Here is a 15,978-nt window from a genome sequence, read left to right on the forward strand (position 1 = left end):
GGACGTCCACCGGCTCCTCGGTCCCTCGGCTCGCCGGTTCGACGGCTCGCCGGTTCGGCGGGCCGTCTCCCGTACGGCGGCGTCAGTCGACGCCGACCAGCCGGTACTGCTCGTCGCGGGCGTCGGTCAGGAACATCTGGCCCGGGGCGTGGGTGATGGCGAACGGTGGCCGGGAGGCCATCACCGCCGCCTGCGGGGTCACGCCGCAGGCCCAGAAGACCGGGATGTCCCCGTCCTCCAGGACCACCGGATCGCCGAACTCCGGCCGGTCGAGGTCCGCGATGCCGAGGCCCGCCGGGTCCCCGCAGTGCACGGGACCGCCGTGCACGGCCGGCAGCAGGCTGCTCTCCCGGATCGCGGCGCCCAGGCGCTCGGGCGGCACCGGGCGCATGGACACCACCATCGGACCGCGCAGCCGGCCCGCCGGTCGGCACGGGCGCCCGGTGACGTACATCGGCACGTTGCGGCCCTGCTCGACATGGCGGATCGGCACGCCCGCGCGGCTCAGCGCCCATTCGAAGGTGAAACTGCAACCGATGAGGAACGCCACCAGGTCCCCGCGCCAGTAGGGGCGCGCGTCGGTCGGCTCCGCGACCAGCTCGCCGTCCTGCCACACCCGGTAGCGCGGCAGGTCGGTGCGCAGATCGGCGCCCTCGGCGAGCACCGTCGCCGGGGAGCCGGCGTCGGTCACGTCGAGCACCGGACAGGGCTTGGGGTTGCGCTGGCAGAACAGCAGCATGTCGTAGGCCCAGTCGGCGGGCACCGCGATCAGGTTGGCCTGGGTGTGCCCGGCCGCGACCCCGGCCGTGGGGCCGGCCAGACCCTGGCGGAACCGCTCCCGCGCGGTGCGCGGGCTCCAGGCGGACGCGCGGTCGTCGAGCGTGGTGACGGGTCGGTCCTCGGTGCGCTGTGCCCGTGTCATGCCAGTTCCTTCCCGCGCGTCTCGGGCAGCCCGAGCAGCGCCAGTGCCGCGATCCCGTAGCCCACCGCGCCGAAGGCCAGGGCGCCGCCGACGCCCCAGCTGTCGGCCAGGAAGCCGACCAGGGTGGGGAAGACCGCGCCCACCGCGCGGCCCGTGTTGTACGTGAAGCCCTGTCCGGTGCCGCGCACCGCCGTCGGGTACAGCTCGCTGAGGTAGGAGCCGAACCCGCTGAAGATGGCCGACATGCAGAACCCGAGCGGGAAACCCAGCACCAGGAGCAGGGTGTCGGCCCCCTGCGGGATGTGCGCGTACGCCAGCACGCAGACCGCCGAAAGCAGCGCGAACAGCCAGATGGTGGCGCGCCGGCCGAGCCGGTCGGTGAGGTGTCCGCCGGTCAGGTAGCCGAGGAACGCGCCGGAGACGAGGAGGGCGAGGTAGCCGCCGGTGTTCACGACGGACAGGCCGCGGTCGGACTTCAGGTACGTCGGCACCCAGGTGGCCAGCGTGTAGTAGCCGCCCTGTACGCCCGTGGACAGCAGGCTCGCCAGCAGCGTGGTGCGCAGCAGGCCGGGGGCGCCGGCGCGGCCCGGCCGGAAGATCGCGGCGAACGAGCCGCGGCGCGGATCCTGTTCGCGGGCGGCGAGGGCCACCGGCGCGTCGTGCACCCGGCGGCGCAGCCACAGCACCAGCAGCGCGGGCAGCGCGCCGGTCCAGAACATCACCCGCCAGGCCAGGTCGTCCCCGGCGAAGGAGAAGACCAGGGTGTAGACGACGGCGGCCAGCGCCCAGCCGACCGCCCAGGAGCTCTGGACGGCGCCGAGGGTGCGGCCCCGGTGGCGGGCGGAGGCGTACTCGGCGACCAGGATCGCGCCGACCGCCCACTCGCCGCCGAAGCCGAGGCCCTGGAACGCCCGGAACAACAGCAGGGTCTCGTAGGTCGGCGCGAAGCCGCATGCCACGGTGAAGACCGCGTAGGTGAGCACCGTGACCACCAGGGCGCGGACCCGGCCCACCCGGTCGGCGAACACGCCCGCGAGGGCGCCGCCGACCGCGGAGACCACCAGCGTGACGGTGGTGAACAGACCCGTCTGGCCGCTGTCCAGACCGAAGTACGCGGAGAGGGCCACCATGCTCAGCGGCAGCGTGAAGTAGTCGTAGGAATCCAGGGCGTATCCGCCGAAAGCTCCGGCGAACGCGCGCCGCCCGTGCGGGCCGAGGTCGCGCAGCCAGTCGAACGCGCCGTCCGGCGCGGCCTGTTCGACCGGCGGCGCGGTGGCGGGGGGAGGGGTCGTGCTCATGAGCACCTCGCAGAAGGGGACGGAGGGTGCGGTGGAGTGAGCCGTGTCGAGCACCGTAGAGGATCGTTCAACGATCCTTCAATACCCGTGTTGTTTCGTTCCGTTGTCTGCGATTGAATTCCGGCATGGCAGAGCAGCTGGCGGGACTGGCCGACGACCGCGCCCTCCTGGGCCGTACCAGCACGGCGGAGAGGGTCTCGGACATCCTCAGGAGCCGTGTCGCGGACGGGTACTTCCCGCCCGGCACCCGGCTGTCCGAGGACAGCATCGGCGGGGCGCTCGGCGTCTCCCGCAACACCCTGCGCGAGGCGTTCCGGCTGCTCACGCATGAGCGCCTGCTGGTCCACGAGCTCAACCGGGGCGTGTTCGTCCGGGTCCTCAGCGTCGAGGACGTCGAGGACATCTACCGCACCCGCGCCCTCGTGGAGTGCGCCGTCGTGCGCGGCCTCGGCGAGCCGCCGTACCCCCTGCGGGGGATGGCCGGCGCGGTCGCCGCGGGCGAGACGGCGGCCGCCGAGGATGACTGGAAAGCGGTGGGTACGGCCAACATCCACTTCCACCAGGAGCTGGTCGCCCTCGCCCGCAGTGAACGCACGGACGAGCTGATGCGCAGTGTCTTCGCCGAACTCCGCCTGGCCTTCCACCTGGTGGACGACCCGCGCCGGCTGCACGAGCCCTACCTCGCCCGCAACCGCCAGATCCTCCGGGCACTGGAGACGGGGGAGCGGGACGGGGCGGAGGGACTGCTGGAGACGTACCTGGCGGACTCGCTGGAGCGGGTGGTGGAGGTCTACCGCCGCCGGGTGGGCGAGGAAAGCGCCCCGTGAGGGCGCGGGGCACGGCCCGGCCGACCGCGACGGCCCGGCCGACCGCGACGGCCCGGCCGACCGCGACGGCCCGGCCCCGACCACGACGGCCGGCCCCGACCACGACGATCCGCGCTCCCGGGGCTTCCCGTTTGGGTGGATGTCGGACCCAGGACCTACTCTGTGCACCGTGACTTCCGAGACCGCTCCGCCGCAGCTCAGCGCAGCGCACCGCCCCGCGCAGGGACCCGCCGCCGACGAGGGCCTCGCCCGTCGGCTGCGCGCGCTCGCGTGCACCGCGCCCCTGCACGACCTGGACGCGCGCAAGGGCAGCCTGGCCGGTGAGTACTCGGTGTACGGAATGGCCGAGGTGGCCCTCGCCGCCATCGACCTGGTCACGCTGAACATGGACTTCGACACCGGCGCCGACCACGAGCAGATCGTCGCCCGGCTGGTCCCGCGCATCGCCGCCCAGGCCCCGCACCGCCCCGCCGCCGAGCACGAGCGCGTGGCCCGCTGGGTCCTGGAGAACCTGATCAACGTCGGCAGCGTGGACCGCGGCTTCCGCGCCGTCTACGGCACCTTCGCGGCCGACGGCACCTACGTCCGCCGCGACTACGACTTCAAGCTGATCGAGGAGGTCCCGGGCCCCGGCGGCACGGTGTACCTGCGGACCACCGACGAGGCGGTCAACGTCCTGGTCGGCGCCCTCGACACCGACGTCACCAGCGCCCAGATCGCCGCCGAGGTCAAGCTGGAGGTGCTGATCAACCGCGGTCGGCTCGCCGATGCCCAGCTCGCCGCCGAGCAGGCCCGCTACCGCACCGTGCAGTACTCCGAGACCCTGCGCCGCGCCCTGGAGGCCACCCGGCGCAACGTACGCGCGGTCGACTGGCTCAACGCCGTGCCCGACATGATCGCCGAGGCCCTGGACCACGTGGCGGACCGCTACCGACACGAGAACGCGATCCTCACCAACATCCGCAAGGCCCGTGACGAGACCGAGGAGCCCGAGCACAAGCGGCGCGCCGCCGAGCTGGTCGACATCGTCAAGGACTGCATCCGCCGGCACACCCAGCTCCAGTCCCGGCTGCTGGAGGCGGGCCCGCTGTTCCGCGCCGAACAGGACCGGCAGGCCTTCGCCGCGCCCGCGAGCACGTCGGGCATCGACCTGTACGGCCACCTGGTCGCCCCGGTGCTGCCCCTCCCCGTCGAGCGGGCGACGCGGGTCACCGACGCGTTCTTCGCCCGCGGCACGGGCCTGCGCACCCCGGTGTCGGTGCGGGTCGCCGACCTCGTGGACATCCTGCTGACCCCGCCCGTGGAGCGCGAGCACCTGGGCGCCGAGATGCCCGAGCCCGACCTGATCGCGACGCCCGACGACAGCCGGTTCAGCGAGGAGCAGCTGGCCGCCGCGATGGAACTGCTGGACCTGCCGGCCGACGCCCCGCGCAGGCTCTCCGGGCTGCTCGCCGAGGCCCGGCGCACCGGCGACCCCGACCTGGCCTACCTGGTCGCCCTGCTGTCGGTGCACGCGGCCAGCCCCGCCGTCGGCACCGCCTACCGGCAGGGCGAGGAGAGACTGCTGTTCGCCGTGGACGACGGCACCGAACTGGACGACCCCGAGTTCGGCGGCGCCGACCTCATCGTGGGCATGGCGCTGCTCGACGCGGCAGGGATGGCGGCGGACCGAGCAGCATGAGCAAGACAGAAAGCGACAAGGAGCCGAACCCGTGAGCGAGCACGTCGAGTGGAGTGACACCGAGGCCCCGGCCCCGTCGGCCACCGCCGCCGTCACCCCCGCCGACGCCGCCGACGCGGCGCGGCTCGTCGCCTACGGGCTGCAACCCAAGCTGCAGCCCGCCCGCGACCAGGACTACACCGAACTGCTGCGCCGCTACCGCGAGGACCCCGCGTTCGCACGGCTCGCCGACGCCGTCGCCACCGGCCTGGGACTCGTCGTCCTGGAGGTGTCCCCGCGCGCGGGCATGGCCGTGACCGCCGCCGAGGACTCGGTGTTCGCCGTCCGCATGGGCGACTACGCGCGTCGTACCACCGCCGACTCCGGCGACCGCTTCCTGCACGGACTCGCCCATCTCGCCGTCGCCGCCCTCGCCTTCCCGCGCCCCGAGGACCTGGCCGACGACGGCTACATCGGCCGCGTCACCGTCAACGGCGTCGACGCGTTCGTCCGGCAGGCCTGCCGCCGCCTGGAGGAGCGGGCCGAGGAACAGGGCGAGAACACCGACCCGGCCACCGACGCGCCCGGACTGGAGGCCGCCTGGCGCATCTGGGCCAGACGCAGCGCCACCGGCGCCACCAAGGACGCCCGCCGGCCCGCCTCCTCCACCACCGGCATCATCGCCAAGGCCCTCGCCTTCCTCACCGACTCCGGCTTCCTCCAGCGCACCGGCGACGAGGGCGGCGGCACCTACCGCACCACCGCCCGCTACCAGCTCCAGGTCCGCGACATGGCCGGCACCGCCGCCATGGCCGAACTCCTCGAACTCGGCGTGGTCCCGGTGACCGACGGCACCGCCAGCCTGCTGCCCGCGGAGGACACCGACGACCTGGACCTGGTGCCCGACGCGGGCCTCCCGTTCCATTCCTGACGCGCCCAGCGCCCCCGAACGACCGCACCTTTCACCAGACTTACGAGAGTCCGCCATGTACGAGCTGTCCCGGGTCCGCCTCTACTCCATCGGGCCCGCCGGTGCGCGCTACGCCGACACCGTGCTTGACCTGCGGGGCGTCGGCGAGCCCGTGCCCGATCCGGCGCCCACGCAGGCGGAGTTCTTCGCGGAGGAGCCGTCCGGGCCGCCGCGCCGCCCCGCGCCCGCGGGCGTGCTGTTCCTGGAGAACGGCGGCGGCAAGTCGGTCCTGCTCAAGCTGATCTTCTCGGTGATGCTCCCCGGCCACCGCAACACCCTCGGCGGCGCCAGCTCCGGCGTGCTGCGCAAGTTCCTGCTCGCCGACGACTGCGGCCATGTCGCCCTGGAGTGGCAGCACGTGCAGACCGGCGAGTGCGTGGTCGTCGGCAAGGTCAGCGAGTGGCGCGGCCGCCAGGTCTCCAACGACCCGCGCAGGTTCGCCGAGGCCTGGTACTCCTTCCGGCCCGGCCCCGGACTCAGCCTGGACAACCTGCCGGTGGCCGAGTCCACCGCCGTCCGGCCCTCCGCCGAGGGCGCCTCGGGCGCGCAGGGCCGCCGCCGCACCATGAAGGGCTTCCGCGACGCCCTCACCGAGGCAGGCAAGGCATACCCGCACCTGGAGGTGCACTGGGAGGAGATCCACGAGCGCTGGACCGAGCACCTCGGCGACCTGGGCCTCGACCCCGAACTCTTCCGCTACCAGCGCGAGATGAACGCCGACGAGGGCGAGGCGGCCGGCCTCTTCGCGGTCAAGAAGGACTCCGACTTCACCGACCTGCTGCTGCGCGCGGTCACCGACACCCGGGACACCGACGGCCTCGCCGACCTCGTCAGCGGCTTCGGCAACAAGCTCGGCCGGCGCGCGGAACTCATCGCCGAACGCGACTTCACCGCCGGTTCGGTGGACCTGCTCGGCCGGATCGTGGAGGCCGCCGACGCCCGCGGCCGCGCCCGGGAGATCCACGCCGGGGCCGAGCGCCGCACCCGTACCCTCGCCCGGCGGCTGTCCGCGCGCGCCGTCCAGGAGCGGATCCGCGCCGCCGACCTCGCCCAGCGGGTCACCGCCGCCGCGTACGCCGTCACCCACACCGAGGGCGCCCGCGAGCGCAGCTCTCTGATCGCCGCCGAACTCGCTTACCGGCACGCCTCGTTGGCCCTCACCGCCGCCGAGAAGGCCGCCGCCGCGCAGAAGCGCGAGCTGGCCGACGCGCGCACCCTGCACTCCGCCTGGCAGGCCGCCGAGGCCGTGCTGCGCCACCGCGCCGCCGCCGACCGCGTCGCCCGCGTCTCCGCCGCCATCCAGGAGGCCGAGCGGGACGCGGCCCCCGCCCTCGCCGCCCGCGCCAAGGCCGCCGTGGACCTCGTACGGGCCCTGCACGAGGCCGCCGAGAACGCCGAGGACCTGGCCAACGAGGGGGAGGAGCGTTCCGCCGCCCTCCAGGAGGCCGGCGACTCGGCCTACCGCGACTCCACCGCCGCCGCCACCGAGGCCCAGCGCGCCCGCAGCGAGGCCGGACACCTGCGCCAGCGGCTCGCCGAGGTCGAGCAGGAGACCGCCGAGGCCGTCCGCGCCGGCTGGCTCGACGACAGCGCCCCCGACGCCGACCCGGCCCGCGCCGCGCTCGCCGCGAGCGACGCCGAGAAGACCACCGTCGCCGCCTGGGACACCGCCCGCGAGGCCGCCCGCACGGCCGCCGAGCACGCCCGCGAGACCGCCGCCGCCGAGTCCCGCGCCGAACTGACCGCGGCCCGCGCCGCCGACGCCGCGACCGCGGCCGAGCGCGCCCACGAGGCCGAACGGCGCCTCGCGGACGCCCTGGCCGCCGAGGAGCGCCTCGCAGAACTCCTCGGCCTGCCCGCTGCGGCCCCCCGGGCGGGCCTGCCCGCCCAGCGCACCGACGCGTCCGGCGGCGCCCCGCGCCCCGACCGGGACGAGCTGCCCGGCGGTCCCCTCACCGCCGCCGAACTCGACCGCTACGCCGACGAACTGCGCGAACTCCTGGACGACGCGGTCGCCACCGCCGAACGCCAGCTCTTCGACCTGCGCACGGCCGCCGCCGACGACGCCCGCATCCTCGGCGCCCTCGGCGACGGCGGACTGCTGCCACCGGGACCCGACGTCCTGGCCACCGTCGAGTTCCTCGGCGAGCACGGCATCCCCGCGCTGCCCGGCTGGCGCTATCTCGCCCAGTCCGTCGACCCCACCGACCACGCCCGGGTGCTCGCCGCCCGGCCCGAACTGGTCGACGGCGTCATCATCACCGACCCCGACACCCACGCCCGTGCCCGCGAGGCGCTCGCCGACGCCGCGCTGCTGCCCCGGTCCGCCGTGGCCGTCGGCACCGCCGCGGCGCTGCTCACCCCGACCCCCGCCGAAGGCGCCGCACCCGACGGCGTGTTCCTGGTGCCGCCGAACCCGGCCATGCACGACGAGCACGCCGCCGACGAGGAACGCCAGGCCCTGCGCGCCCGTGCCACCCAGCGCGACGAGGAGATCCGGGCGCTCGCCGCCCGGCTCGGCAAGGACCGCGAACTCGCCGCCCGGCTGGCCTCCTGGCGCACCGGCTGCCCCGCCGGGCGCCTCGCCGAGCTGGCCCGCGCCGCCGAGGAGGCCCGCGCCTTCGCCGAGGAGTCCGAGGCCGAGCTCGCCGAGGCCCGCACCCTGCGCGCGGAGGCCGAGGAGACCGCCGCCGAGGCCACCCGGCTCCGCGACGAACGCCAGGAGGCCGCCCAGAAGGCCCGGCGCGCCGCCGACGCCCTCGCCGGACTCGCCTTCCGGCTGCGCGAACGCGCCGGCTGGCAGGCCCGGTTGCGTGAACTCGCCGACGAGGCCACCGAGTCCGAGGCCCGCGCCCAGACCTGTCTGGACCGCGCTCGCGCCGCCGACGAGGACCGCCGCGCCGCCCAGCGCGCCGCCGACGACGCCCGCCGCACCGCGCGTGCCCTGCGCGCCGAGCGCTCCGAGATCGCCGGCGCCCCCGACGACGTACCGGTCGAGGACACCGACGCCCCCAGGGCCTCCCTGCCCGCGCTGCGCGAGGCCTACCGGGCGGCGTCCCAGGTGTACGAGAAGGTCGGCGTCGGTGCCGACCTGCGCGCCGAGCAGGCCCGCGCGGAGAGCGACGAGAGCGCCGCCCGCGCCGATCTGGACCGGCTCAGCAACAAGGTCCGCACCCGCGCCGAAGCGCTCCTCGAGTCGCCCGACGGCTCCGACGGACCCTCCCGGCAGGCGGCGGCCGCCCGTGCCGAGGAACTGGTGCAGCTGCTGGAGACCCGCATGTCGACGGCGAGCGAGCAGCTCGGGCGGCTGCGCGGCGAGGCCGAGCGGCACGCCCCCGAGGACGGCGAGGCGCACACCGAGCTGCCCGAGGACCTGGTGCCCCGTGACGCCGAGCACGCCCAGGCGCTGCTGCGCACCGCGACCACCGAACTCGCCGCCCGCACCGAGGCGCTGGCGCAGGCCCGGGACGCCCACGGCGAACTGCTGGCCGCCCACCGCGCCGCCGAGGACGCGGCCGGCGGCTTCGACGAGATCGCCGCGATGCTCCGCGACCTGCTGCGCGAGCACGCTCCCGAGGAGGAGCAGGAGGAGCCGGAGCCGTACCCGGGTGGCCTGGAGGAGGCACGGCGGTCCGCGGCCGAGGCCCGCCGTTCGCTGCGCGGCTGCGCCGCCGACCTGTCCGCCGCCGAGTCGGGCGTGCGCGAGGCGAGCGACGTGCTGGTCCGGCACGCCAACTCCACGCGCTACGAGCAGGTCCGCACCCCCGCCCGGCAGCAGATCCGCGAGCTGCCCGCCGCCGCGCTGCCCGAGCACGCGCAGAAGTGGGCCGACGCCTTCGCGCCCCGGCTGCGGGTCCTCACCGACGAGTTGGCGCAGCTGGAGCGCAACCGCGACTCGATCGTGGACCGGCTGCGCGGTCTCGTGGAGTCGGCGCTCGCCACCCTGCGCTCCGCCCAGCGGCTGTCCCGGCTCCCGGAGGGGCTCGGCGAGTGGTCGGGCCAGGAGTTCCTGCGCATCCGCTTCGAGGAGCCCGACCAGGCGACGCTCACCGAACGGCTCGGCGAGGTGATCGACGAGGCCACGCGCGCCGCCGTCAGGAAGAACTCCGACCTGCGCCGCGACGGCATGTCCCTGCTGCTGCGCGGTGTCGGGGCGGCCCTGCAGCCCAAGGGCGTGGCCGTCGAGATCCTCAAGCCGGACGCCGTGCTGCGCGCCGAGCGGGTCCCCGTCGGGCAGATGGGCGACGTCTTCTCCGGCGGCCAGCTGCTCACCGCCGCCATCGCCCTGTACTGCACGATGGCCGCGCTGCGCTCGAACGACCGGGGCCGCGACAAGCACCGGCACGCGGGCACGCTGTTCCTGGACAACCCGATCGGCCGCGCCAACGCCACCTACCTGCTGGAACTCCAGCGTGCCGTCTCCGACGCCCTCGGCGTCCAGCTCCTTTACACCACGGGTCTGTTCGACACCACCGCGCTTGCCGAGTTCCCCCTGGTCATCCGCCTGCGCAACGACGCGGACCTCAGGGCCGGCCTGAAGTACATCAGCGTGGAGGAACACCTCAGGCCCGGCCTTCCCCAGCAGCCGCAGGCGGGGGAGTCGGTGCACAGCGAGATCACGGCGACGAGGATGTTCAAGAAGCCGGCGGTGAACGGCTAGGGGGCACGGGGAGCCGCGCGCGCTCCACCACGCGGACGCGCGGTCGCCCGACGTCGGGTCAGAAGCCGTATCCCATGCGGCGGGACAGTTCCCTGCCCGCCGCGACCGTCCGCCGGGCGACCTCCGGCAGGCGGTCCGGGTTCAGGCGGTAGACCGGTCCGGAGACGCTGATCGCCGCGATCACCTCGCCGTCGTGCGCCCGCACCGGCGCGGCCACCGCGGCGAGACCGGGTTCCAGCTCCTCGGCCGTCACGCCGTAGCCCTGCTCGACCACGGTCGCCAGCTCGGTCCGCAGCACGGCGGCGTCGGTGGCGGTGCGCGCCGTGAACCGGTGCAGCGGCCGGGCGAGCAGGTCCTCGCGCCGGGCGGGCGGCAGGTGTGCGAGGAGAACCTTGCCGCTGGAGGTGGCGTGCAGCGGGGTGCGCCGGCCCAGCCAGTTCTGCGCGGCCACCGAGGCCGTCCCGCGGGCCTGCATGATGTTGACTGCCGCGTCCTCGTCCAGCACCGCGATGTTCACGGTCTCGCCCAGCTCGTCGGCGACCTCGCGGCAGACCGGGACGCCCTCCTGGGAGATGTCGAGCCGCACCGCCGCCGCTCCCGCCAGCCGCAGGACGCCCGCCCCCAGGCAGTACTTGCCGCGGTCCCTCGCCTGCGCCACCAGGCCCCGGTTCTCCAGGACGCCGAGCAGCCGGAACGCCGTGGACTTGTGCACGTCCAGCTCCGCGGCGATCTCGGTGACGCCCGCCTCGCCTTGCCGGGCGAGGATCTCCAGCACGCTCACCGCGCGGTCCACCGACTGCACGGCACCGGCCGCTCCCCGCTTGCGCGCCTGGGCCATGGTTCGGCGCTCACCACCTGTCGGCCGGTCCCCGATCCGTTGCGCACAGCGCGTCCCTGTGCGCCATGCGGAATCTCATCGTACCGAAGGCCCCGGTTCCGCAAGGGTGCCGACGAGGCCGGTCAGGAGGGCGGGACGGGAGAGCGGTCCGGTGGGGCGGCCCGGCTCGCGGGTCGTCCCGGCTCGGCCGTCCCCGGTCGCGGGTCGGCTCAGGGATGCGACAGCTGCCCCGCGCCGCCCCGCCGCCGTATCCGCTCCTGCTGCCGCAGCGCCCGCCGCTCCTCGCGCCGCTGCGCCCGCCGCTCGCGGCGCAGCGCGCGCGCCGTGCTGCTCGGCTCGGAGACCACGCCGTACCGCTGGTTCCACACCTGGCGGGTGACCCAGACGTCGACCACGGCCCAGGTGGCCACCACGGTGCTCGCCACGCTGCTGATCACCATGGGGAAGGCCGCCCAGGAACCGGCCATGGTGCAGAGGAACGCCACCATCGCCTGTATCAGCGTGACCGAGATGATGATCAGCGCCCGCACCGCCGCCGTCCGCACGGGATCGGGCAGCGGATGCCGCCGCGCCGGCTCCTCCACCCACAACGGCCTGTGGTCCCGCCGTGCTCCGTACCGCTCCGCAGTGCCCTTCACCGTGTCACTCACTCCCCACCGCCGGGGGACCCTCGCCCCGATGCCCGAAGCCCCGACTCCCCAGTAACTGCCCGGCCCGCGCTGGTGTACGCCGCCGGTGTGCGGGACGGGGCCACCGCGGCCCGATCCGCCCCCGACTCCCATGGACAAGGACGAACAAGACCCCGGGAAGATTCCCGTCTTGGGAAAAATTCCAGCCAACCGCCGTTCCCCGCCCTGGTGTCCGGCTCCTGGGTACCCGCCGGATCGCGGTGGCAATCTCCCGCAATGCCCGGACAACTCGCCCCGTACCGCCGCCGCGACGGAAGTACACCTTCCGGACATGCCTTCGAGTTACCTGTATGGCGGTAGTAGGCTCGCGCCGTTTGTTGACGCACATGCGCACCCCCGGCCCGCGGGGGTCGAGCTGGGGGAGGCCATGCGCTTTCGCGGGAAGTCGATCCGCCGGAAGATCGTGGCGCTGCTTCTCGTGCCGCTGCTGTCCCTGACCGCCATCTGGGGCTTCGCCACCGTGGTCACCGGCCGTGACGTGGCCCAGCTCTTCCGGGTCTCCGATGTCATGCAGAACATCGGCTACCCCACCGAGGACGTCGTCCGCGTCCTCGGACAGGAGCGCCGTCAGACCCTCGTCTACCTCGCGGACCCGCGCGCCTCCGACTCCCTGTCGGCACTCCAGCGCACCCGCACCGCCACGGACCGCGCGATCGCGAAGATCCGCGGGAACGCGCGGGAGAGCCATCTGCGCCACGGCCTCGGCACCCAGGGCAGCGAGCACCTCACCGCCGTCCTGGACGCCTTCAACGGCCTGAACTCGCTGCGCCACAGCGTCGAGGGCGGCACCATCAGCCGCGCCCAGGCCCTCGACCTCTACAACCGCCTGATCGACCCGTGTTACTCGCTGCTCGGCGGACTCGACGGCATCGACGACGTCGAGATGGACAAGCAGTCGCACGCGCTGGTCAACCTCACCCGTGCCCGCGAGCTGTTGTCCCGCGAGGACGCCCTGCTCGGCTCCGCCCTCGTGGTCGGCCGGCTCACCCGCGAGGAGACCCGCGAGATCTCCGACCTCGTGGCGCAGCGCACCCTGCTCTACGACATCAGCCTGCCGCTGCTGCCCGCGGCCGAACGCGAGCGCTACGAGCGGTTCTGGACCAACGCCGGTACCGCCCCGCTGCGTTCGGCCGAGCAGTCCGTCGTCGACGACGGCTCCGGCACCCCCGGCGAGGTCACCGCCAAGAGCTGGGACACCGCCGCGGGAAGCGCCCTGGCCGACCTCGGCACCCTGGACGACCAGGCGAGCGACCGCTTCCAGGACCGCATGCACCCCGTCGCCATGCGGGTCATCGTCCAGGGTGCCGTCGCGGGCCTGCTCGGGCTGCTCGCCCTCCTGTTCTCCCTCGTCCTGTCCGTCCGGATCGGCCGCGGCCTCATCCGCGACCTGCGCCAACTGCGCCTGGAGGCGCACGAGGCCGCCGGCGTCCGGCTGCCCGGCGTGATGCGCCGCCTCTCGGCCGGCGAACAGATCGACGTGGAGACCGAGGTGCCGCGCCTGGAGTACGACCAGAACGAGATCGGCGAGGTCGGCCAGGCCCTCAACACCCTGCAACGCGCCGCCGTCGAGGCCGCCGTCAAGCAGTCCGAACTGCGCGCCGGCGTCTCCGAGGTCTTCGTGAACCTCGCCCGCCGCAGCCAGGTGCTGCTGCACAAGCAGCTCACCCTCCTCGACACCATGGAACGCCGCACCGAGGACACCGACGAGCTCGCCGACCTCTTCCGCCTGGACCACCTCACCACCCGCATGCGCCGGCACGCCGAGGGCCTGGTGATCCTCTCCGGCGCCGCGCCCTCCCGGCAGTGGCGCCGCCCCGTGCAGCTGATGGACGTGGTCCGCGCCGCCGTCGCCGAGGTCGAGGACTACGAGCGCGTCGAGGTACGGCGCCTGCCGAGGGTCGCCCTGACGGGCCCGGCCGTGGCCGACCTCACCCACCTCGTGGCCGAACTCCTGGAGAACGCCACGGTGTTCTCGCCCCCGCACACCGCCGTCCAGGTCATCGGCGAGCGGGTCGCCAACGGCTTCACCCTGGAGATCCACGACCGGGGACTCGGCATGTCGCCCGAGGCGCTGCTGGACAACAACCTGCGCCTGGCCGAAACCCCCGAGTTCGAACTCTCCGACACCGACCGGCTCGGACTGTTCGTGGTCAGCCGCCTCGCCCAGCGGCAGAACGTCCGCGTCTCCCTCCAGCCCTCGCCCTACGGCGGCACCACCGCGATCGTCTTCATCCCGGACGCGCTGCTCAGCGACGAGATCCCGGACACCAACGGCATCGGCTTCCGCCTCGACCGGGAGCGCGCCGGGAAGAACCCAGGGCGCGCCCTGGGCGGTTCCCGGGCGCCGCTGCCGCTGTCCGGCGTGCCCACCACCGTCCTGGACGGCCCGGTGGAACTGGAGCCGCCCGTCGATCTCGACGCCCTGGACGACTTCCCCGGCGCCCTGCCGGACGAGGACAGCGAGCGCGGCGGGCTCTTCCGCCACCGCCGCGCCCTGACCCGGGCGGACGGCCCCGACGGGGAGCCGGCCGGCGACCGCCCGGCCGGGGCGGACGGCGGCGGCCACGGGCTCGTGCCGCTGCCGCGCCGCCGGCCGCCCAAGCTGGTCAGCTCGCACGGCAGGCCGGTCGGCGACCAGCGCGGCCGCCGCGACGACACGGACGCGGACCCCGGCGATCGGGACGCGCTCGGCGCCGACCTCGATCCCCGGCGCGCGGGCCGGGAGCCGGACCGCGCCGACCTCGGCGTCCCGGCTCCGCTGCCCCGCCGCGCCCGGATCGTTCCGCGCCCGGACGAACCGGCCGACCGCGTCGACTCCGGCGACCTTCCCGCGCCCGCCGACCGGACCGCGCCCGCCGACCGGCCCGATTCCGCCGGCTGGACCGGGTCCGCCCACCGGCCCGATTCCGCCGACCGGCTGGAACCCGCCGCCCACCGGCTCGGCCCCCTCGACCGTGTCGGACCTCGCCAGGCCGCCCCGGCCACCGGCCTCCGACCCGCCCGCACGGCCGACGGCAGCACGTCGGACCCCGGCGACGGCGCCCTGCCCCGACGCGTGCGGCAGGCCAGTCTCGCCCCCCAGCTCAGGCAGGACCCCGAACGGCGTACCGGGCGCGGCGACGCGCCCGCCGACCGCGACGCCGACGAGGTCCGCAGCCGGATGGCCTCGCTCCAGCGCGGCTGGCAGCGCGGCCGTGAGGAGAATGCCACGGGCGAGACCGCCCGCACCGGCACAGCACGAGGAACCACTAAGGGGGACGGTCGATGACCGCACCGAAGGCGACCGACCACACGGCGACGGGCGACGGGGAGCTGAACTGGCTCCTGGACGACCTGGTCGACCGCGTCGCCAGCATCCGCAAGGCCGTCATCCTCTCCGGGGACGGTCTGCCCACCGGGGTGTCCAAGGACCTCACGAGGGAGGACGGCGAACACCTGGCCGCCGTGGCGTCCGGCTTCCACAGCCTGGCCAAGGGCGTGGGCCGCCACTTCGACGCGGGCGGCGTCCGTCAGACGGTGGTCGAACTGGACGACGCCTTCCTGTTCGTCACCGCCGCGGGCGACGGCAGCTGCCTCGCCGTGCTCTCCGACGCCGACTCCGACGTGGGCCAGGTCGCCTACGAGATGACGCTCCTGGTCAAGCGGGTCGGTGTGCACCTGGGCACCGCCCCACGCACGGGCCTGCCCACGGGCGGGTAGTGGGATGACATGAGCGAAGACGGTCAGGTGAGCAGCCACTGGTTCGACGACGACGCCGGACCGGTCGTCCGTCCGTACGCCATGACGCGCGGCCGTACCACCAGTACGGCCCAGCACCGCCTCGATCTGATCGCGGTGGTCGTCGCGGAGCCCGCCGCGGGGGACCCGGAGACGGATCCGACGCTCTCGCCCGAGCACGTGGAGATCGTGGGCCTGTGCCGCAGCGCCCCGCAGTCGGTCGCGGAGCTGGCCGCGGAACTCGATCTGCCCATCGGCGTCGTCCGGGTCCTCGTCGGCGACCTCGTGCACGCGGAACTCGTCCACGTCACCCGGCCGGTGCCCCCGGCCGAGCTGCCGGACGAGAGTATTCTGCGCGACGTGATCAACGGCCTGCGGGCCCTGTGACCGGCGTGGA

The 15,978-nt window shown here is 74.6% G+C and carries 11 protein-coding genes; 7 read left to right on the forward strand and 4 right to left on the reverse strand.

Annotated features, from left to right (window positions below; genetic code table 11):
- Positions 1-82: 82 nt before the first annotated feature.
- Together QSK45_RS26135 and QSK45_RS26140 are read right to left on the reverse strand one after the other, a co-directional pair.
- Positions 83-922 (reverse strand): putative hydro-lyase, encoded by an 840-nt coding sequence (locus QSK45_RS26135; RefSeq protein WP_285560999.1) that lies wholly within the window; start codon positions 920-922, stop codon positions 83-85.
- Positions 919-2,220, reverse strand: a complete 1,302-nt coding sequence (locus tag QSK45_RS26140; RefSeq protein ID WP_285561001.1) for an MFS transporter — start codon at positions 2,218-2,220, stop codon at positions 919-921. The genes QSK45_RS26135 and QSK45_RS26140 overlap by 4 nt, the downstream gene beginning before the upstream one ends.
- Before the next feature lie 125 nt (positions 2,221-2,345).
- Between QSK45_RS26140 and QSK45_RS26145 the strand changes: the two genes are divergently transcribed.
- The 4 genes from QSK45_RS26145 to QSK45_RS26160 all read left to right on the forward strand — a co-directional run bounded on the left by QSK45_RS26145 (position 2,346) and on the right by QSK45_RS26160 (position 10,337).
- Positions 2,346-3,047 (forward strand): GntR family transcriptional regulator, encoded by a 702-nt coding sequence (locus QSK45_RS26145; RefSeq protein ID WP_285561002.1) that lies wholly within the window; start codon positions 2,346-2,348, stop codon positions 3,045-3,047.
- 139 nt (positions 3,048-3,186) lie between these two features.
- Positions 3,187-4,728 (forward strand): hypothetical protein, encoded by a 1,542-nt coding sequence (locus QSK45_RS26150; protein WP_285561004.1) that lies wholly within the window; start codon positions 3,187-3,189, stop codon positions 4,726-4,728.
- 31 nt (positions 4,729-4,759) lie between these two features.
- Positions 4,760-5,638, forward strand: coding sequence for a hypothetical protein (locus QSK45_RS26155; protein WP_285561007.1), 879 nt, complete (start codon positions 4,760-4,762; stop codon positions 5,636-5,638).
- 55 nt (positions 5,639-5,693) lie between these two features.
- Positions 5,694-10,337, forward strand: coding sequence for a hypothetical protein (locus QSK45_RS26160; protein WP_285561009.1), 4,644 nt, complete (start codon positions 5,694-5,696; stop codon positions 10,335-10,337).
- A gap of 58 nt (positions 10,338-10,395) precedes the next feature.
- Here the strand turns inward: QSK45_RS26160 and QSK45_RS26165 are convergent, their stop codons facing one another.
- Positions 10,396-11,175, reverse strand: a complete 780-nt coding sequence (locus QSK45_RS26165) for an IclR family transcriptional regulator (RefSeq protein ID WP_285561010.1) — start codon at positions 11,173-11,175, stop codon at positions 10,396-10,398.
- A 209-nt stretch (positions 11,176-11,384) separates the two neighbouring features.
- Positions 11,385-11,825, reverse strand: a complete 441-nt coding sequence (locus tag QSK45_RS26170) for a hypothetical protein (protein WP_285561012.1) — start codon at positions 11,823-11,825, stop codon at positions 11,385-11,387.
- 406 nt (positions 11,826-12,231) lie between these two features.
- Here QSK45_RS26170 and QSK45_RS26175 point away from each other — a divergent pair, with 406 nt between their 5' ends.
- The 3 genes from QSK45_RS26175 to QSK45_RS26185 are packed head-to-tail and all read left to right on the forward strand — an operon-like array spanning position 12,232 to position 15,968.
- Positions 12,232-15,132 (forward strand): sensor histidine kinase, encoded by a 2,901-nt coding sequence (locus QSK45_RS26175; RefSeq protein ID WP_285561014.1) that lies wholly within the window; start codon positions 12,232-12,234, stop codon positions 15,130-15,132.
- Complete coding sequence (locus QSK45_RS26180; RefSeq protein ID WP_285561016.1) at positions 15,129-15,563, forward strand: roadblock/LC7 domain-containing protein; 435 nt, start codon at positions 15,129-15,131, stop codon at positions 15,561-15,563. The genes QSK45_RS26175 and QSK45_RS26180 overlap by 4 nt, the downstream gene beginning before the upstream one ends.
- A 9-nt stretch (positions 15,564-15,572) precedes the next feature.
- Entirely contained in the window at positions 15,573-15,968 is a 396-nt protein-coding gene (locus QSK45_RS26185) for a DUF742 domain-containing protein (RefSeq protein ID WP_285561018.1), read from the forward strand.
- Positions 15,969-15,978 lie beyond the last annotated feature (10 nt).

The sequence above is a fragment of the Streptomyces hygroscopicus subsp. hygroscopicus genome, assembly GCF_030269125.1.
Classification (GTDB): Bacteria; Actinomycetota; Actinomycetes; order Streptomycetales; family Streptomycetaceae; genus Streptomyces; species Streptomyces hygroscopicus_C.